The sequence below is a fragment of the Pseudomonas sp. PDM31 genome (genome assembly GCF_019218965.1).
GTDB lineage: Bacteria > Pseudomonadota > Gammaproteobacteria > Pseudomonadales > Pseudomonadaceae > Aquipseudomonas.
Window position 1 is genome coordinate 411580 of the sequence record NZ_JAHUWS010000005.1, and the last position, 18265, is coordinate 429844.

Sequence of the window (18265 nt, forward strand, 5' to 3'; positions counted from 1 at the left end):
TCGATAACGGCACACAGCCAAAGGATTCTGGCAGGAATCCCAATGCAGCCTTCAATGGGCTGTAGCAAAGTGCAGGCGTGCCTGTCACCGGCTTTCCCAGGAACTCACCCATGTTCAGCTCCAAAGCGTCCTTAAAACAAAAACCGCTCACCCGACTCGCTCTGGCCATCACCCTCGCCCTGCCATTCTGGGCGAACACTGCCCAGGCCCACGGCGGCCACGCCGAGATGGTGCCACTGCAAGCGGGCCTTGAAGCGTTTGGCGCCACGGTCAAATGGGATGACTACGCCAATCTGTTCACCATTGCCAAGGACGGGGTCTACCTGCAGGTCAAGCCGAACAGCAAGGTGGCGATGCTCAACGGCAAGCCCATGGAGCTGACGGTGCCGGTGGTGTTCAAGGAGCATACGGCGTTCATGTCCAAGGACTTCATCAACCAGGTGTTCCAGTCCGGCCTGGACAAGACCTTTGTCGTCGAGACCCGCCCGAACCCGCTCAACCCTTTGAGCGCGGACGAGATCAACGCCGCAGTGGCCATCATCAAGAAATCGGAGCACTACCAGCCCGGTTTTCGCTTCACCGAAATCTCGGTCAAGGCGCCGCCCAAGGATCAGGTGTGGAACTTCGTCTTTACCGGGCAAAACGTCGCCCAGTCGCGCCAGGCCAATATCGTGGTGCTGGACGGCAAGCATGTGATCGAAGCGCTGGTCGATCTCGACAGCAAGGCCCTGACTTCATGGCAACCGGTCGAAGGCGCCCACGGCATGGTGCTGCTGGATGACTTCGCCACCGTGCAGGCCGCCGTGGAGAACAGCCCGGAATACGCCCAGGCCCTGGCCAAGCGCGGCATCAACGACGTGAAAAAGGTCGTGGCCACCCCGCTGACGGTTGGCTATTTCGACGGTAAGGATGGCCTGGCCCAGGACAAGCGCCTGCTGAAAATCGTCAGTTACCTCAACACCGACGACGGCAACTATTGGGCGCATCCGATCGAAGGCCTGGTAGCCACGGTCGACCTGGAACAGAGAAAACTGATCAAGATCGAAGACGAGGCGATCATCCCGGTGCCGATGAAACCGACCCCCTACGACGGGCGCGGGCGCCAGGCTGTGCAGGTCAAGCCGCTGCAGATCATCGAGCCCGAGGGCAAGAACTACACCATCAGCGGCAACAGCATTCACTGGCAGAACTGGGACTTGCACGTTCGGCTCGACTCGCGGGTCGGTCCGATCCTGTCCACCGTCACCTTTGATGACAAGGGCAAGAAACGCAAGATCATGTACGAAGGCTCGCTGGGCGGCATGATCGTGCCTTATGGCGACCCGGATGTTGGCTGGTACTTCAAGGCCTACCTCGACTCGGGCGACTACGGCATGGGCACCCTGACCTCGCCGATCGCCCGGGGTAAGGACGCCCCGGAAAACGCCGTGCTGCTGGACGCCACCATCGCCGACTACACCGGCGCACCGACAGCGATTCCCCGCGCCATCGCGGTGTTCGAGCGCTATGCCGGCCCCGAATACAAACACCAGGAAATGGGCCAGCCCAACCTCAGCACCGAGCGACGGGAACTGGTGGTGCGCTGGATCAGCACGGTCGGCAACTACGACTACATCTTCGACTGGGTCTTCCAGCAGAACGGAACCATCGGCATCGACGCCGGCGCCACCGGCATCGAGGCGGTCAAGGGCGTGAAGTCCAAAACCATGCACGACGCCACCGCCGAGGAAGACACCCGTTACGGCACTCTGCTGGACCACAATATCGTCGGCACCACGCACCAGCACATCTACAACTTCCGCCTGGACCTGGACGTGGATGGTGAAAGCAACTCACTGGTGGAGGTGAACCCGGTGATTGCCCCGAACGATCGTGGCGGGCCGCGCACCAGTACCATGCAGACCGAAACCCGCGTGGTCAGCAGCGAGCAACAGGCGGTGCAGAAATTCGACCCTTCGACCGTGCGCCTGCTGACCAACTACAGCAAGGAAAACAAGGTCGGCAACCCGGTTTCCTACCAGTTGATCCCGTATGCCGGCGGTACGCACCCGGTGGCCAAGGGCGCCAACTTCGGCAACGACGAATGGCTGTACCACCGCCTGAGTTTCATGGACAAGCAACTGTGGGTGACGCAATACAACCCTGAAGAAAAGTACCCGGAGGGCAAGTACCCGAACCGCTCGGATAAAGACTCGGGCCTGGGGCAGTTCACCGGGGATAACCAGTCCATCGAGAACACCGACGACGTGGTCTGGCTGACCACCGGCACCACCCACATTGCCCGCGCCGAAGAGTGGCCCATCATGCCGACCGAGTGGGTGCATGTGCTGCTCAAACCGTGGAACTTCTTCGATGAAACGCCGACGTTGAACCTCAATTCACCGAAATAACCAATGGCAAACACCATCCCACTGTAGGAGCGAGCATGCTCGCGATGGACGTTAACGATAACGCGGGGAGCCTGATTCCCCGCGGTGCTCTTGAGTCCATCGCGAGCATGCTCGCTCCTACAGGGAGTTCGGGGTTCAGGTGAGACCGTCATTGGGGTATTCGAGGTCCCGGTGAGACAATCATTGGGGTATTCGGTGTTCAAACGATTCAAGCATACCGCTTGCGATACTCCCCCGGCGCAATGCCGAAGCGCGACTTGAATGCCGTGGAAAAGTAGCTCGAATCGGAAAACCCCCACGAATAACCCAGCACCGACAACTTCTGTTCCTTGCCCGAGCAACGCAGGGATTCGGCGCACAGGTCCAGGCGGCGGTTCTTGATGTAGCGCGCCACCACCAGGCCCTTCTTGGCGAACATCCGGTACAGGCCACGGGTGGACATGCCGACTTCCCGCGCCAGCCACTCCGGGCACAATTCCTCGGACCGAATGTTTTCGTCAATGCAGCTCAGGGTCTTGCGAAAGATACGCTCATGGGCATCCTCGCCATCGTCGGCCTGGCAGATCGCCGGCCGCAGCAGGCTGACAATCGCCTCCAGGGTCGCTTCGCTTTCTTGTCGGGTCAGGTTCTGCTGGCGGGTGGCATCGAGAATCAACCGGTGCGACAACATGGCGATGGGCGAACTCGCGGCGATGCGATGACCGCACTTGACCTGGTTGAAACGCAGGGTTTGCTCGACCAGTTGATACGGCAGGATCAGCGACAACTGCCTGGAGTTTTCGCTGTAGGTGAAGTCGCTTGGCCGCGACGCATCGATCAGCGTGATGTCGCCGGGCGCCAGCAACACCCTGCTGTCGCCCTGGGCCATTCCCGCGGTGCCATCGAGCTGGAAGACCGCGAAGTACTTGCCGCCCTCGCCCACCGCGACTTCCCGGGGCGTGCGGAACAGCCGGGCCTGGCACACGTCGACGAAACTGAGCTTCAGGGCGTCGCTCTGGTGTTCGCGGATACGCCCGGCGAATTCGCAGCCCAGGGGCTGTGCGTCGAAGGCGCCACAGATCTGGTTGATCTGATGGATCCACTGATCGAACCCGTCATGGCGCTGTGCAGTAGTTGAAATCATGTCTGGCCTCACGCAGGCTTGTTTTTATTGTCTACGTCAATCCACACGACATCGGGATGCTCCGCGTCTCCTGAACCGCACCACTCCCTGAACAATGACGTGCTATTTGAGTCCGCCAAACCGCCGATAGAAGCTTTCACCGACCTCCGGTAACGGGCCGTCGGCTGTTTCCAGGGCGCTGTTGAGCCATTCCTCGGCCTTGGCATAAATCAAACGGTAAATATTGCGGCACAACTGGCGGGCGGCACGACCTTCCCAATCGCCGGGTAACAACTCGTCCGGCAATTGCGGGTCACGCAGCAGCAGCTTGCGGTACTCGTGAATCAGCAGGATCCGCGCCAGGAAACAATCGGCCGGCTGCAGGTTCTCCTGCTCGCGCAGCGCTTGCCACAGCGGCCGGAACAACTGGATGAACTCGCTGTAATGGGTCGCCAGTTCCTCGATGTTCCAGCTTTCACGCACTTGCAGGCGCAGGGCCTTGGAAGCCAGCACGTCCTGGGCAGTGGTTTCGAAGACGATGGTGTCTTCCTGGACACCCAGGTCGAGCAGGGTCGCATTGACGTCGGTGCGCTCAATGCGCGGGCAGGCGAGCACCCCCGGCGATATCGCACCGAAACCTTGCCATTCGAGTTCTTCGCGCACTTGCTTGCGCTTTTCCTGGGTCAACTGCGACAGCATCACCAGGCACCAGGAGCCGTCCCAGGCTGGCATGGAGGTGTTGTAGACCCGCTTGAACGCCTTGTCGAAACGTCGGCGGCCGGTGCCGGTCAGACTGTAGTAACTGCGTCGGCCGACTTTTTCGGCGGTCAGCCAGCCTTCCTTGGTCAGGCGGAAAATCGAGGTGCGGATCAGCCGTTCATTGATGCCGATAGGTTCGAGCAACTGGATCAGGCTGCCCAGCCATACCGTACCGCCGTGGGGCTCGATGGCGTCCCCGTACAGGGTGATAATCAGCGAACTGGCGCGGATCGGCGTCTGTTCCTGGAAGCGGGTGATCAGATTGTTCAAGGGTATCAGGGACGACATAGGCGTACCGAGCGGAAAAAGAAAAGGAATATACCGAAAATCCTCTTGTGGGAGCGGGCTTGCTCGCGAAGGCGGTGAGTCAGTTTATAAATCTGTCGTCTGACACTGCGCTTTCGCGAGCAAGCCCTCTCCCACTGGGACTGTATTCACACGCGATTACCTTTGGGTCGCAGGGCGCTATCGCTGATGCGTGGGCGATCGGGCTCCGGCTCGGTCAGCGGCTCGCAAACCTGCATCTGTTCCAGGCAACGCTGGGCCAGTTGCTGATACTCCCGGGTACCCGCCAGTTTCCACGCCACTTCCTGATCGCTGAGGCTGCGCTTGACGATGGCCGGCGCGCCCATCACCAGCGACTGCTCCGGGCATTCGAATCCCGCTTTGACGAACGCCGCCGCCGAGACGAATGACCGCGGGCCGATCCGTGCGTTGTCCATCACCACGGCATTCATGCCGACCAGTGCGTCGGCACCGATCCGGCAGCCGTGCAGCACTGCGCCATGCCCTATATGACCATTGCGTTCGACCACGGTGTCGCTATCGGGAAAGCCGTGCATCACGCAGGTGTCCTGCAGGTTGGCGCCCTCCTCCAGCACGATTCGTCCGAAGTCCCCACGCAGGCTCGCCAGGGGGCCGACATAACAATGCGGACCGACGATCACATCACCGATCAATACAGCCGACGGATGCACGTAAGCGCTCGGGTCAACCACCGGGGTCAGGCCATCAAGGCTGTAGCAAGTCATGGGAGCTTCCTTCGCAAAGCGATGCGGATAATGACTTGTTTTGTATCACATCACTTTTGACATCACAAAGACAAAAAACCGTATCACTTGGAAAAGCCCTTTCCGACGACCTGCATTACGCCTGGCAAATCCTCATAAAACCCAATAAAAACGGGGATTAGATCGAAATTAAATGGATTTCAATACAATCACCTCGCATCAAATAAACCACCATTAAGACACGTTAAACCTATTTTGATATTGCTTTTGCGTATCACGTTGTAGCTATACTTGGGCATAACCGGCCCCTGCGGCCGATCCAATAACGAGCCGGCGCCACGCCGAGCCTGCACCACGAGGGCATCCGCCATGCCTCAAACCCTTGCTGTCGAGCTGATCGAGCCCGGCGTTCGCCTGATTACCCTGCAGCGTCCGCAAGCCCTGAATGCCCTGACCACCGAGTTGCTGGGTGAGCTGGCCGACGAACTGAACGCCGCGCAAGCTGACCCCGCGACCCGCGCCGTGGTCGTCACCGGCAGCCGCAAGGCGTTCGCCGCCGGTGCCGACCTCAAGGAAATGGCCGAATGCAATCTGGTCGGTGTCCTCAACGACCCGCGCCAGGCCTCGTGGCAAAGCATCACCCGCTTCAGCAAACCACTGATCGCCGCCGTCAACGGCTTCGCCCTCGGCGGTGGCTGCGAACTGGCCATGCACGCCGACATCATCATTGCCGGTGAAGACGCCCGCTTCGGCCAGCCGGAAATCAACCTCGGGATCATGCCCGGCGCCGGGGGCACACAGCGCCTGCTACGCGCTGTCGGCAAGTCCATGGCGATGCAAATGGTCCTGACCGGCGACGCAATCGACGCCCGCCAGGCCCAGCGCGCCGGCCTGGTCAGTGAAGTGACGCAACCGGAATTGACCGTCGAACGTGCCGTGCAGGTCGCCCGCAGCATTGCCGCCAAGGCTCCGCTGGCAGTGCGCCTGGCCAAGGAAGCGCTGCTCAAGGCCATGGACACCGACCTCGCCAGCGGCCTGCGTTTCGAGCGCCACGCCTTCACCTTGCTGGCGGGCACCCGCGACCGCGACGAAGGCATCCGCGCGTTCCAGGAAAAACGCCGACCGAACTTCACCGGCGAATAAACCGGTTATCAGCCACCGAATTCGAATGACCGCCAAGAGAGCGCCCAGACCATGAACTTCGAACACATCCTGTTTTCCATCGAGGCCGGCGTCGCCCTGCTCAGCCTCAACCGCCCGGACCAGCTCAACAGTTTCAACACGCAAATGCATGGTGAAGTGAAGGAGGCGCTGAAACAGGTGCGGCAGAACCCGGACGTGCGCGTCTTGTTGCTGACCGGTGAAGGCCGAGGCTTCTGCGCCGGGCAAGACCTGAGCGATCGCAACGTCGCACCGGGCAGCGCCGTGCCGGATCTGGGTGAGTCGATCGAGAAGTTCTACAACCCGATGATCCGCCAGTTGCGCGACCTGCCGCTGCCGGTGATCTGCGCGGTCAATGGCGTGGCGGCCGGGGCTGGGGCCAACATCCCATTGGCCTGCGACCTGGTGCTGGCGGCGCGCTCGGCCAGTTTCATTCAGGCCTTCTGCAAAATCGGCCTGATTCCTGATTCCGGTGGCACCTGGACCCTGCCACGCCTGGTCGGCATGGCGCGGGCCAAGGCGCTGGCGCTGTTGGGTAACCGCCTGACCGCCGAGCAGGCCGAGCAATGGGGCCTGATCTACCGCTGCGTGGAAGACGCCGAACTGCGCGACGAAGCCTTGAAGCTGGCGCGCCACCTGGCCACTCAGCCGACCTACGGCCTGGCACTGATCAAACGCAGCCTGAACGCCAGCATGAGCAACAGCTTCGACGAACAGCTGGAGCTGGAACGCGATCTGCAACGCCTGGCCGGGCGCAGTGAGGATTATCGCGAAGGCGTCGGCGCCTTCATGGAAAAACGCAGCCCAAGCTTCAAGGGGCGCTAAGCCATGAGCGCACTGAACACTACCGCACGTATCGCCGTGATCGGCGCCGGGGCCATGGGTGCCGGCATCGCTCAGGTCGCGGCACAGGCCGGGCACCCGGTGCTGCTGCTGGACAACCGTCCCGGCGCCGCGGCACAAGCCATCGAAGGCATCAACCGGCAATTGGGCAAGCGGGTCGACAGCGGCAAGCTGTCCGCCGAGTCGCGCAGCGCAACCATTGGTCGCCTGGTGGCTGTGGAAGCCATCGAAGCCCTGGCCGATTGCGATTTGATCATCGAAGCCATCGTCGAGAACCTTGAGGTCAAGCGCGCGCTGTTCCGCCAGCTCGAAGGCATCTGCGGCGAACACTGCATTCTGGCCAGCAACACTTCGTCGCTGTCGATCACCAGCATTGCTGCACAGCTGAGCCATCCGCAGCGCCTGCTCGGCCTGCACTTCTTCAACCCGGCGCCGGTGATGGCGCTGGTGGAAATCGTTTCCGGGCTGGCCAGCGATCCAGTCCTGGCCGAATGCCTGTACGACACCGCCAGGGCCTGGGGCAAAAAACCGGTGCATACCCGCTCTACTCCGGGCTTCATCGTCAACCGCGTGGCCCGGCCGTTTTATGCCGAAAGCCTGCGCCTGCTGCAGGAAGGCGCTGCCGATTGCCCTACCCTGGATGCACTGATGCGCGACGCCGGCGGATTTGCCATGGGTGCGTTCGAGCTGACCGACCTGATCGGCCACGACGTCAACTACGCGGTGACCTGCTCGGTGTTCAGTGCCTACTACAACGACACGCGCTTCCTGCCTTCGCTGATCCAGAAAGAACTGGTGGACGGCGGGCGCCTGGGTCGCAAGAGCGGGCAGGGTTTCTATTCTTACGCCGAAGGTGTCGAGCGCGCGTTACCTGCGCAGGTCGCCAGCACCGCGACCGTGGATGTGTGCATCGTCGAAGGTGATCTGGGCATTGCCCGGGGTCTGCTTGCGCGCCTTCGCGAGCAGGGCATCGAAGTCATCCAGCGCGATGGCCGGGGCCTGCTGCGCGTCGGCGACGCCGTACTGGCTTTGAGCGATGGACGCATGGCTTGCCAGCGCGCCAGGGAAGATGGGCTGCGCAATCTGATTCTGCTGGACCTGGCACTGGATTACGGCCAGGCCAAACGCATCGCCATCAGTTGCGCGGAGGGCATCGACCCACAAGCTCTGGAACAAGGAATCGCGCTACTGCACCAGGCCGGCTTCAAAGTCAGCCAACTCAGCGACAGCCCCGCCCTCGCGGTGCTGCGTACCGTGGCCATGCTCGCCAACGAAGCCGCCGATGCCCTGCTGCAAGGCGTGGCTTCGGCCGCCGACATCGATCTGGCCATGCGCGCCGGGGTCAATTACCCGCAAGGCCCGCTGGCCTGGGCGGATGCGATCGGGCTGCGGCACATCCTCAGCGTACTGGAAAACCTGCAAGCCGTTTACGGCGAAGAACGCTATCGCCCTTCGCTGCTGTTGCGTCGTCGGGTCGCTGAAGGGAGAACATTCCATGACTAACCATGAAGCGATGAACCTGGCCAGCACCTGCGCCCAGGCCTTGTTCCAGCGCGACACCGCCAGCCAGGCCATGGGCATGCGCCTGCTGTCCGCAGGTCCCGGTTGCGCCCGGGTGGGCATGACCGTACGCGCCGACATGCTCCAGGGCCATGGCACCTGCCACGGCGGCTACCTGTTCGCCCTCGCCGACTCGGCGTTCGCGTTCGCTTGCAACAGCTACAACGAAGCCACCGTGGCCATCGGCTGCAGCATCGACTACATCGCCCCGGCACGACTGGGCGATACGTTGAACGCCGACTGCATCGAGCAAAGCCGTTCCGGGCGCACCGGCAACTATGACGTACGCATTGAAAACCAGCAGGGTCAGTTGATCGCCCTGTTCCACGGCAAATCCTACAAAGTGCGCGGCCCCGTGCTGGCGCAGGAGACCCCTGATGAATGACGCCCTGATCATCGACGCGGTACGCACCCCGATCGGCCGCTATGCCGGAGTCCTGAGCGGCGTGCGCGCCGACGACCTCGGCGCGGTGCCCCTGCGCGAACTGCTGCGCCGCCACCCGCAAGTCGACTGGAACACGGTCGACGACGTGATCTACGGCTGCGCCAACCAGGCCGGTGAAGACAACCGCAACGTCGCACGCATGTCGGCGCTGCTGGCTGGCCTGCCGGTCAGCGTGCCCGGCACCACCCTCAATCGCCTGTGCGGTTCCGGGCTGGATGCGGTCGGCAGCGCAGCCCGGGCTATTCGCAGTGGCGAAGTCGGCCTGATGCTGGTCGGCGGCGTCGAATCGATGTCCCGCGCACCGCTGGTGATGGGCAAGGCCGAGCAGGCATTTTCCCGCCAGGCCGAGATCTTCGATACCACCATCGGCTGGCGCTTCGTCAATCCACTGATGAAAAAGGCCTACGGCATCGACTCCATGCCGGAAACCGCGGAAAACGTCGCCGCACAGTTCAACATCTCCCGGGCCGATCAGGACGCTTTCGCCCTGCGCAGCCAGCAACGCGCCGCTGCGGCCCAGGCCAACGGGCGCTTGGCCAAGGAGATCGTTGCAGTAGAAATCCCCCAGCGCAAAGGCCCGGCCAAAGTGGTCGAGCACGATGAGCACCCGCGCGGCGATACCACCCTGGAACAGCTTGCCAAACTCGGCACACCGTTCCGCGAAGGCGGCAGCATCACCGCCGGCAACGCCTCCGGAGTCAACGACGGTGCCTGCGCCCTGTTGCTGGCCAGCCCGGAAGTCGCCAAGCGTCACGGCCTGACCGCACGCGGTCGGGTGGTGGCGATGGCCACCGCGGGCGTCGAACCGCGAATCATGGGCATCGGCCCGGTACCGGCAACGCGCAAGGTGCTGGAAGTGGCCAACCTGAGCCTGGCGGACATGGACGTCATCGAGCTCAACGAAGCTTTTGCCGCACAAGGCCTGGCGGTATTGCGCGAACTGGGCCTGAGCGACACCGATCCACGGGTCAACCCCAACGGCGGCGCCATTGCCCTCGGTCATCCGCTGGGCATGAGTGGCGCGCGCCTGGTCACCACCGCCCTGCATGAGCTTGAGGAACGCAACGGTCGCTACGCCCTGTGCACCATGTGCATCGGCGTCGGCCAAGGCATCGCGCTGATCATCGAGCGCTTGTCCGACTAAAGAACCGCGATTCCCGGGGAGCCGAGAGGTATCCTTGGGGCATGCACTCAAAGCCCCAGTGCAAAGGGCTGGAACACAAAAATAATTCGAGTGAAGTTATGAACATGCCAATAGCCCGATCCACGCTTGATCCTGTGCTGGACCCGCTGGAAACCGCCAGCATCGACGAGTTGCGCCAGCATCAGCTGGAGCGCCTGCGCTGGAGCCTGAACCACGCCTACAACAACGTGCCGCTGTACCGTCAGCGCTTCGATGCCCTGGGCGTGCACCCGGACGACATCAAGTCCCTGGATGACCTGGCGAAGTTCCCCTTCACCACCAAGTCCGACCTGCGTGACAACTACCCCTACGGCATGTTTGCCGTGCCGATGCACGACATCGTGCGCCTGCATGCGTCCAGTGGCACCACCGGCAAACCGACCGTGGTCGGCTACACCCAGAACGACATAGACACCTGGGCCAACGTGGTCGCACGCTCGATCCGCGCAGCCGGTGGCCGGCGTGGCGACAAGGTACACATCTCCTATGGCTACGGCCTGTTCACCGGCGGGCTCGGCGCGCATTACGGTGCCGAACGCCTGGGCTGCACGGTGATTCCGATGTCCGGCGGCCAGACCGAGAAACAAGTGCAACTGATCAAGGATTTCCAGCCGGACATCATCATGGTCACGCCGTCCTACATGCTCAACATCGCCGATGAAATCGAGCGCCAGGGCATCGACCCGCACAAACTCGCCCTGCGCCTGGGCATCTTCGGCGCCGAGCCATGGACCGCCGAACTGCGCAGCGCCATTGAAGCGCGCATGGGCATCACGGCCCTGGACATCTACGGTCTTTCGGAAATCATGGGCCCGGGCGTGGCCATGGAATGTGCCGAAACCAAGGATGGCCCGACTATCTGGGAAGACCATTTCTACCCGGAAATCATCGACCCGGTCACTGGCGAAGTGCTGCCGGACGGTCAGATGGGTGAGCTGGTGTTCACCTCCCTGAGCAAAGAAGCCCTGCCGATGATCCGCTACCGCACCCGGGACCTGACGCGCCTGCTGCCGGGCACCGCACGACCGATGCGGCGCATCGACAAGATCACCGGGCGCAGCGATGACATGCTGATCATTCGTGGGGTCAACGTATTCCCGACCCAGATCGAGGAGCAGGTACTGAAAGTCAAACAACTTTCCGAGTGCTACGAAATTCATCTGTATCGCAATGGCAACCTGGACAGCGTCGACGTGCATGTCGAGCTTCGGGCTGAACATCAGCACATGAGCGATGAACAGCAGAAGGCGGTTTGTGGCGAGTTGAGCAAGCACATCAAGACGTATATCGGGATCAGTTCGCGGATCGTTTTGCAGCCGTTCCACGCGATCAAGCGGTCGGAGGGCAAGGCTTGCCACGTGGTGGATAAGCGTCCCAAGGCGTGATGGTTTAAAGAATGACTGCTGCACCCCTTATGGCCCTGCTTTTGCGGGGCTTTTTTTGCGCGAGTGGAAAGTTCAAGTTATGCGTAGCGGCTGAGATCCAACCCCCTCACCCCAGCCCTCTCCCCCAAGGGGGCGAGGGGAAAGGGAGCAGATCTTTGTAGATTTCAAAACCTGAGTTCGACTCGAAATTTTCCGGTCGATGCACCTCGAAAGAACCCACCGTCGGCTCCCCCCTCTCCAAACCTGAGTCCAACCCGTTTTTCAGGCCGATGCACCTCGAAAGAACCCACCGTCGGCTCCCCCCTCTCCAAACCTGAGTCCAACCCGTTTTTTCAGGTCGATGCACCTCGAAAGAACCCACCGTCGGCTCCCTCTCCCTCCGGGAGAGGGCTGGGGTGAGGGTGGCTTTTTGGATCTTGGCAAAGACCGTCCATCCCAAAGCGATACAAAAACATATGCGACACGATATTTACTGTTTGATATTAAATTCTGTATCGCTTATAAAGTTCTCCATGCCTTCAACAGATTCACGGCGGGAGACACCCGAATGTACGCACAGCTTGTAGAAACCGGCGTAAAGCGCATCAAGGACCTGTCGGAGATGTCCGAACAGGAACGCGCCTTCCAGGAAAAAATCGATTCAGAAATCAAGATCGAAGCAAAAAACTGGATGCCCGATGCCTATCGCCAGACCCTCATCCGGCAGATCTCGCAGCACGCTCACTCGGAAATCGTCGGCATGCTGCCGGAAGGCAACTGGGTCACCCGCGCGCCAAGCCTCAAGCGCAAACTGCAACTGATGGCCAAGATCCAGGACGAAGCCGGCCACGGTCTCTACCTGTACAGCGCCATGGAAACCCTCGGCGCCGATCGCGATGAAGAGATCGACAAGCTGCACAGCGGCAAGGCCAAGTACTCGAGCATTTTCAATTACCCGACGCTGAACTGGGCCGACATGGGCGCAGTAGGCTGGCTGGTCGATGGGGCGGCGATCGTCAACCAGGTGGTGCTGCAGCGCACCTCCTACGGCCCGTACTCGCGGGCGATGATCCGCATCTGCAAGGAAGAGAGCTTCCACCAGCGCCAGGGCTACGAAATCCTGCTGACCATGATGCGCCACGGTACTCAGGCGCAAAAAGACATGGTCCAGGACGCGATCAATCGCCTCTGGTGGCCGTCGCTGATGATGTTTGGCCCAAGCGACGAACACTCGCCGAACAGTGCGCAATCGATGGCCTGGAAAATCAAGCGCCAGAGCAACGACGAACTGCGCCAGCGCTTCATCGACCAGACCATCCCGCAGCTTGAGCTTTTGGGCTGCACCTGCCCCGACCCGGACTTGAAGTGGAACGCCGAACGTGGCCACTACGACTTCGGCGAAATCCAGTGGAGCGAATTCTACGAAGTGCTCAAGGGCAACGGCCCGTGCAATCAGGAGCGCGTCGACACCCGCCGCAAGGCGATTGAAGACGGTGCCTGGGTTCGTGAAGCCGCCGTCGCCCACGCCCGCAAAAAACAAAACAAGAACGCCGCCTGATTCGGCCACCTGATCTGGAGACACCGCCATGTCCGAATGGACCCTCTTCGAAGTCTTCGTGCGCAGCAAGCACGGCCTCAACCACAAGCACGTCGGCAGCGTACATGCCGCCGACACCACCATGGCCATCGAGAATGCGCGCGAGCTCTACACCCGTCGCAGCGAAGGCGTGAGCCTGTGGGTGGTGCCTTCGGCCCTGATCACCGCCTCCTCCCCCGATGAAAAAGACCCGCTGTTCGACCCATCGGACGACAAGGTTTACCGCCACGCCAGCTTCTACGAGCTGCCGGCCGAAGTCGGGCACATGTGAGGTCGACCATGAACAACAAGACCGATCTGATCGAATACCTGCTGCGCCTCGGCGACAGCGCCCTGATCCAGGGCCAGCGCCTGTGCCAATGGTGCGGCAAGGCACCGGCCCTGGAAGAAGAGCTGGCGCTGATGAACGTCGGCCTCGACCTGGTGGGTCAGGCACGCAACTGGCTGGACTACGCAGCCGAACTGCTGGATGACGGCCGCGACGCCGATCACCTGGCGTTTCGCCGTGACGAGCGCGCCTATCGCAACCTGCTGCTGGTGGAGCAACCCAACGGCGACTTCGCGGTGACCATGCTCAAGCAGTTTCTCTATGACGCCTGGCATCTGCCGGTGCTGCAGGGCCTGAGCCAGTCCAGCGACGAACGCATTGCCGGGATCGCCGCCAAAGCCGTTAAGGAAGTGACCTATCACCTGCGTCGTTCCGGCGAATGGATCGAGCGCATGGGTGACGGCACCGAGGAAAGCCACCAGCGCATGCTCGCGGCGATCCCCGAAGTCTGGCGCTTCACCGTCGAGCTGATCGCCGCCGACGACAGCGAACAACGCCTATGCGACGCCGGTATGACCCCGGACATCTCCAGCGTCGCCGCCCAGTGGCAAGCCAGGGTCAACGGGATTTTCACCAGCGCCACCCTGCCCGTGCCCGCTGCGCCAAGCTATTTCTACCTGAATGCACGCAAGGGCCTGCACACCGAACACCTGGGCATCCTGCTGGCGGAAATGCAGTTCCTGCCCCGAGCGTACCCCGATGCAACCTGGTGATCTGATCGCCAGCGACCTCGGCGCCCGGCCGGCTCAACCGACCGACCTGGCTGCCGCGTGGGCGATCCTGTCCGAGGTCATGGACCCGGAAGTGCCAGTGGTCAGCGTCGTTGACCTGGGCATCGTTCGCGATCTCGACTGGCAGGCCGGTCACCTTCACGTGGTGGTCACGCCGACCTACTCCGGCTGCCCGGCCACCGAGGTGATCGAGAGCGACATCCGCCAAGCCCTGGAACTCGCCGGATTCAAGGCGCCGCAACTCGAGCGCAAATTGACCCCGGCCTGGACCACCGACTGGATCAGCGACATCGGCCGCGAACGCCTGCGCGCTTACGGCATCGCGCCACCCGAAGGCAGTACCAGCAAGCGCAGCCTGCTCGGCGAGAGCCCGGTGGTCGTCTGCCCGCAATGCGGCAGCGCCCACACCGAAGTGCTCAGCGAGTTTGGTTCCACCGCGTGCAAGGCGCTGTATCGCTGCATCGAGTGCCGGGAACCGTTCGACTATTTCAAGTGCATCTGAGCGGCGATCGGCCGTCCCAGCTGGAGAACAACAATGAGTAAATTTCACAGCCTGACCATCAAGGACGTGCGTGCCGAGACCCGTGACGCGGTATCCATCGCCTTCGAGATTCCGCAGCACTTGCAGGACAGTTTCCACTTCACCCAGGGCCAGCACCTGGTGATGCGCACCCAGTTGGACGGCGAAGAAGTGCGCCGCTCCTATTCGATCTGCACCGGCGTCAACGACGGTGAACTGCGCGTTGCCATCAAGCGTGTGGCGGGCGGGCGTTTCTCTGCCTTTGCCAACGAGCAACTGCAAGCCGGGCATAGCCTGGAAGTGATGCCGCCGGCCGGGCATTTTTGCGTCGAACTCGACCCGGCGCGCCACGGCAATTACCTTGCGGTCGCGGCAGGCAGCGGCATCACGCCGATTCTGTCGATCATCAAGACCACGTTGCAAACCGAGCCCCACAGCCGCGTCACCCTGCTGTACGGCAACCGTTCCAGCTCCGGCGCGCTGTTTCGCGAACAGCTCGAAGACCTGAAAAACCGCTACCTGCAACGCCTGAACCTGATCTTCGTGTTCAGCCGCGAACAGCAGGATGTCGACCTGTACAACGGCCGGATCAACGCCGAGAAATGCGAGCAACTGTTCAGCCGCTGGCTCGACGTCAAAACGCTCGACGCCGCCTTCATCTGCGGCCCACAGGAAATGACCGAAACCGTGCGCGACAGCCTCAAGGCCAAGGGCATGCAGCCCGAGCGCATTCATTTCGAACTGTTCGCTGCCGCCGGCAGCGAGCACAAACGTGCCGCCCGTGAAGCCGCGCGACAGGTGGATGCGGCAATCAGCCAGATCACCGTGATCAGCGACGGCCGTGCCCTGGCCTTCGACCTGCCACGCAACAGCCAGAGCATCCTCGACGCCGGTAACGAGCAAGGCGCGGAACTGCCCTATTCGTGCAAGGCCGGCGTGTGCTCGACCTGCAAGTGCAAGGTCATCGAAGGCGAGGTGGAAATGGACAGCAACCACGCCCTGGAAGACTACGAAGTGGCCGCCGGTTACGTGCTGTCGTGCCAGGCGTTCCCCATCAGCGACAAGGTCGTGCTGGATTTCGACCAACTCTGATGCCCTGTTTTGTCGGATAACACAAACCCTGTGGGAGCGGGCTTGCTCGCGAAGACGGAATATCAGGCGCCATCCATGTTGAATGTGACGGCCTCTTCGCGAGCAAGCCCGCTCCCACATTGATCCGGTTCCAACCCGAAACTGTTTCACCCAAAACAAAAACAACAAAGGAGCGCGCGTCATGACACCCCAAGACATAGAACTCATCCGCCAGCACCCGGATTTCATCCAGTTGGTGCGGCGCAAACAAAAGCTGTACTGGTCCTTGAGCCTGGCCATGCTGGTGATCTATTACGGCTTCGTGCTGCTGGTGGCTTTCTCCCCTTCTACCCTGGGCCAATCCCTGAGCGGTGGCGTGACCACCGTGGGCATGCTGGTGGGCGTCGTGATCGTGGTGCTGGCCTTTGCCTTGACCGGTTTCTATGTCTATCGCGCCAACAACGTGATCGACCCGCTCAATGAAAAACTCAAGCAGGAGTGCGCCCGATGAGCCGCCTTCTCGCGTTGCTCCTGCTGCCGCTGGCGACTGTCACTGATATTGCGATGGCCGGCGACGGCGCCACTCGCCCACTGAACTGGAATGCCATCGGCATGTTCCTGGTGTTCGTGCTGTTCACCCTCGGCGTGACGCGCTGGGCGGCACTTCGCACCCGTTCCACCGCCGACTTCTACACCGCCGGCGGTGGCATGACCGGCTTCCAGAACGGCCTGGCGATTGCCGGCGACATGATTTCGGCAGCCTCGTTCCTCGGTATTTCCGCGATGATGTTCCTCAATGGCTATGACGGCTTGCTCTACGCGCTGGGCGTATTGGCCGGCTGGCCGATCATTCTGTTCTTGATTGCCGAACGCCTGCGCAACCTGGGCAAATACACCTTCGCCGATGTCGTCTCCTATCGCCTTGAGCAAACGCCGGTGCGCCTGACTTCGGCGTTCGGCACCCTGACCGTGGCCCTGATGTACCTGGTGGCGCAGATGGTCGGCGCCGGCAAGCTGATCGAGTTGCTGTTCGGCATCGACTACCTCTACGCAGTCATGTTGGTCGGCGTGTTGATGGTGTTCTACGTGACCTTCGGCGGCATGCTCGCCACCACCTGGGTGCAGATCATCAAGGCGGTGATGCTGTTGTTCGGCACCACTTTCATGGCGTTCATGGTACTCAAGCATTTCGGTTTCAGCACCGAGGCGATGTTTGCCGGCGCCACCGCCGTGCATGCCAAGGGCAACGCGATCATGGCGCCTGGCGGCTTGCTCTCCAACCCGATCGACGCGATCTCCCTGGGGCTGGGCATGATGTTCGGCACTGCCGGCCTGCCGCACATCCTGATGCGTTTCTTCACCGTCAGCGATGCCAAGGAAGCGCGTAAAAGCGTGTTCTACGCCACCGGTTTCATTGGCTACTTCTACTTGCTGCTGATCATCGTCGGCTTCGGCGCAATCGTCATGGTCGGTACCGATCCGGCGTTCCGTGACGCCAGCGGCGCAATCATCGGCGGCGGCAACATGGTCGCCGTGCACCTGGCCCACGCGGTGGGCGGCAATCTGTTCCTGGGGTTCATTTCCGCAGTCGCCTTCGCCACCATTCTGGCAGTGGTCGCCGGGCTCGCGCTGTCCGGCGCCTCGGCGGTATCCCATGACTTGTATGCCTGCGTGATGCGCAAGGGTAAGGCCAGCGAGCAACAGGAAATGCGCGTGTCGCGAATCGCCACCCTGTGCATCGGCGTGCTGGCGATCATCCTCGGCCTGCTGTTCGAGTCGCAGAACATTGCCTTCCTGTCCGGCCTGGTGCTGGCCATCGCCGCCTCGGTGAATTTCCCGGTGCTGTTCCTTTCGATGTACTGGAAAGGCCTGACCACCCGCGGCGCGGTCACCGGCAGCCTGATGGGACTGGTCTCGGCGATTGTCCTGCTGGTCCTGAGCCCTGCGGTGTGGGTCAACGTGATGCATCACGACAAGGCGATCTTCCCGTACTCCAACCCTGCGCTGTTTTCCATGAGTCTGGCGTTCTTCAGTGCCTGGCTGTTTTCCGTTACCGACACCTCCCCCCGTGCAGCCCTTGAGCGTGGCCGTTATCTGGCGCAGTTCATCCGCTCGATGACCGGCATTGGCGCCTCCGGTGCCAGCAAACACTAAATGAAGAGCGCTCAGTGGGCGGGGAAAAAATAATGAGACCCGCACGC

17 protein-coding genes are annotated in these 18265 nt (G+C 61.7%); 14 read left to right on the top strand and 3 right to left on the bottom strand.

Annotation, left to right across the window (positions count from 1 at the left end):
- Positions 1–110: 110 nt before the first annotated feature.
- The gene (tynA, locus tag KW839_RS12895) at positions 111–2390 is read left to right on the top strand and encodes a primary-amine oxidase (RefSeq protein ID WP_218424545.1); all 2280 of its coding nucleotides are present in this window, start codon (positions 111–113) and stop codon (positions 2388–2390) included.
- Positions 2391–2598: 208 nt separating this feature from the next.
- On the opposite strand, the gene feaR is transcribed toward tynA, so the two are convergent.
- From feaR to paaY, 3 genes are all read right to left on the bottom strand, one after another.
- On the bottom strand, positions 2599–3513 hold the full coding sequence (gene feaR, locus KW839_RS12900) for a transcriptional regulator FeaR (RefSeq protein ID WP_218424546.1): 915 nt from the start codon (positions 3511–3513) through the stop codon (positions 2599–2601).
- Between the two features lie 102 nt (positions 3514–3615).
- On the bottom strand, positions 3616–4539 hold the full coding sequence (paaX, locus tag KW839_RS12905; RefSeq protein WP_060539871.1) for a phenylacetic acid degradation operon negative regulatory protein PaaX: 924 nt from the start codon (positions 4537–4539) through the stop codon (positions 3616–3618).
- A 146-nt stretch (positions 4540–4685) separates the two neighbouring features.
- Positions 4686–5282 carry a phenylacetic acid degradation protein PaaY gene (gene paaY, locus KW839_RS12910; RefSeq protein WP_060539872.1) on the bottom strand — a complete coding sequence of 199 codons (597 nt, stop codon included), beginning with the start codon at positions 5280–5282 and terminating at the stop codon, positions 4686–4688.
- A gap of 348 nt (positions 5283–5630) precedes the next feature.
- On the opposite strand from paaY, the gene paaF reads away from it, so the two are divergent.
- From paaF to KW839_RS12975, 13 genes are all read left to right on the top strand, one after another.
- Positions 5631–6404: a 2,3-dehydroadipyl-CoA hydratase PaaF gene (gene paaF, locus KW839_RS12915; RefSeq protein WP_218424547.1), complete on the top strand. Its 774-nt coding sequence runs from the start codon at positions 5631–5633 to the stop codon at positions 6402–6404.
- Between the two features lie 51 nt (positions 6405–6455).
- On the top strand, positions 6456–7247 hold the full coding sequence (gene paaG / locus KW839_RS12920) for a 2-(1,2-epoxy-1,2-dihydrophenyl)acetyl-CoA isomerase PaaG (RefSeq protein ID WP_060539874.1): 792 nt from the start codon (positions 6456–6458) through the stop codon (positions 7245–7247).
- Between the two features lie 3 nt (positions 7248–7250).
- On the top strand, positions 7251–8768 hold the full coding sequence (paaH, locus tag KW839_RS12925) for a 3-hydroxyacyl-CoA dehydrogenase PaaH (protein WP_218424548.1): 1518 nt from the start codon (positions 7251–7253) through the stop codon (positions 8766–8768).
- Positions 8761–9210: a hydroxyphenylacetyl-CoA thioesterase PaaI gene (gene paaI / locus KW839_RS12930; RefSeq protein ID WP_060539876.1), complete on the top strand. Its 450-nt coding sequence runs from the start codon at positions 8761–8763 to the stop codon at positions 9208–9210. The genes paaH and paaI overlap by 8 nt, the downstream gene beginning before the upstream one ends.
- The gene (pcaF, locus tag KW839_RS12935) at positions 9203–10414 is read left to right on the top strand and encodes a 3-oxoadipyl-CoA thiolase (RefSeq protein WP_060539877.1); all 1212 of its coding nucleotides are present in this window, start codon (positions 9203–9205) and stop codon (positions 10412–10414) included. Before paaI ends, pcaF begins: the two co-directional genes overlap by 8 nt.
- Before the next feature lie 98 nt (positions 10415–10512).
- Positions 10513–11838, top strand: a complete 1326-nt coding sequence (gene paaK, locus KW839_RS12940) for a phenylacetate--CoA ligase PaaK (RefSeq protein WP_060539878.1) — start codon at positions 10513–10515, stop codon at positions 11836–11838.
- 547 nt (positions 11839–12385) lie between these two features.
- The gene (paaA, locus tag KW839_RS12945; protein ID WP_060539879.1) at positions 12386–13375 is read left to right on the top strand and encodes a 1,2-phenylacetyl-CoA epoxidase subunit PaaA; all 990 of its coding nucleotides are present in this window, start codon (positions 12386–12388) and stop codon (positions 13373–13375) included.
- Between the two features lie 28 nt (positions 13376–13403).
- Entirely contained in the window at positions 13404–13685 is a 282-nt protein-coding gene (gene paaB, locus KW839_RS12950; protein ID WP_007943393.1) for a 1,2-phenylacetyl-CoA epoxidase subunit PaaB, read from the top strand.
- Positions 13686–13693: 8 nt separating this feature from the next.
- Complete coding sequence (gene paaC / locus KW839_RS12955; protein WP_218424549.1) at positions 13694–14455, top strand: 1,2-phenylacetyl-CoA epoxidase subunit PaaC; 762 nt, start codon at positions 13694–13696, stop codon at positions 14453–14455.
- On the top strand, positions 14442–14975 hold the full coding sequence (paaD, locus tag KW839_RS12960) for a 1,2-phenylacetyl-CoA epoxidase subunit PaaD (RefSeq protein WP_060539881.1): 534 nt from the start codon (positions 14442–14444) through the stop codon (positions 14973–14975). The genes paaC and paaD overlap by 14 nt, the downstream gene beginning before the upstream one ends.
- Positions 14976–15008: 33 nt before the next feature.
- On the top strand, positions 15009–16085 hold the full coding sequence (gene paaE, locus KW839_RS12965; RefSeq protein WP_218424550.1) for a 1,2-phenylacetyl-CoA epoxidase subunit PaaE: 1077 nt from the start codon (positions 15009–15011) through the stop codon (positions 16083–16085).
- A 181-nt stretch (positions 16086–16266) separates the two neighbouring features.
- Positions 16267–16575, top strand: coding sequence for a DUF485 domain-containing protein (locus KW839_RS12970; protein WP_060539883.1), 309 nt, complete (start codon positions 16267–16269; stop codon positions 16573–16575).
- A complete protein-coding gene (locus tag KW839_RS12975) occupies positions 16572–18218 on the top strand; it encodes a cation acetate symporter (protein ID WP_218424551.1) in 1647 nt (548 codons plus the stop codon). Before KW839_RS12970 ends, KW839_RS12975 begins: the two co-directional genes overlap by 4 nt.
- Positions 18219–18265 lie beyond the last annotated feature (47 nt).

Coding starts and splice junctions, on each gene's coding strand:
- KW839_RS12970 (WP_060539883.1), top strand. CDS start 16,267: ATGACACCCCAAGACATAGAACTCATCCGCCAGCACCCGGATTTCATC.
- paaC (WP_218424549.1), top strand. CDS start 13,694: ATGAACAACAAGACCGATCTGATCGAATACCTGCTGCGCCTCGGCGAC.
- paaD (WP_060539881.1), top strand. CDS start 14,442: ATGCAACCTGGTGATCTGATCGCCAGCGACCTCGGCGCCCGGCCGGCT.
- pcaF (WP_060539877.1), top strand. CDS start 9,203: ATGAATGACGCCCTGATCATCGACGCGGTACGCACCCCGATCGGCCGC.
- feaR (WP_218424546.1), bottom strand. CDS start 3,513: ATGATTTCAACTACTGCACAGCGCCATGACGGGTTCGATCAGTGGATC.
- paaI (WP_060539876.1), top strand. CDS start 8,761: ATGACTAACCATGAAGCGATGAACCTGGCCAGCACCTGCGCCCAGGCC.
- KW839_RS12975 (WP_218424551.1), top strand. CDS start 16,572: ATGAGCCGCCTTCTCGCGTTGCTCCTGCTGCCGCTGGCGACTGTCACT.
- paaE (WP_218424550.1), top strand. CDS start 15,009: ATGAGTAAATTTCACAGCCTGACCATCAAGGACGTGCGTGCCGAGACC.
- paaH (WP_218424548.1), top strand. CDS start 7,251: ATGAGCGCACTGAACACTACCGCACGTATCGCCGTGATCGGCGCCGGG.
- paaY (WP_060539872.1), bottom strand. CDS start 5,282: ATGACTTGCTACAGCCTTGATGGCCTGACCCCGGTGGTTGACCCGAGC.
- paaX (WP_060539871.1), bottom strand. CDS start 4,539: ATGTCGTCCCTGATACCCTTGAACAATCTGATCACCCGCTTCCAGGAA.
- paaK (WP_060539878.1), top strand. CDS start 10,513: ATGAACATGCCAATAGCCCGATCCACGCTTGATCCTGTGCTGGACCCG.
- paaA (WP_060539879.1), top strand. CDS start 12,386: ATGTACGCACAGCTTGTAGAAACCGGCGTAAAGCGCATCAAGGACCTG.
- paaB (WP_007943393.1), top strand. CDS start 13,404: ATGTCCGAATGGACCCTCTTCGAAGTCTTCGTGCGCAGCAAGCACGGC.
- tynA (WP_218424545.1), top strand. CDS start 111: ATGTTCAGCTCCAAAGCGTCCTTAAAACAAAAACCGCTCACCCGACTC.
- paaF (WP_218424547.1), top strand. CDS start 5,631: ATGCCTCAAACCCTTGCTGTCGAGCTGATCGAGCCCGGCGTTCGCCTG.
- paaG (WP_060539874.1), top strand. CDS start 6,456: ATGAACTTCGAACACATCCTGTTTTCCATCGAGGCCGGCGTCGCCCTG.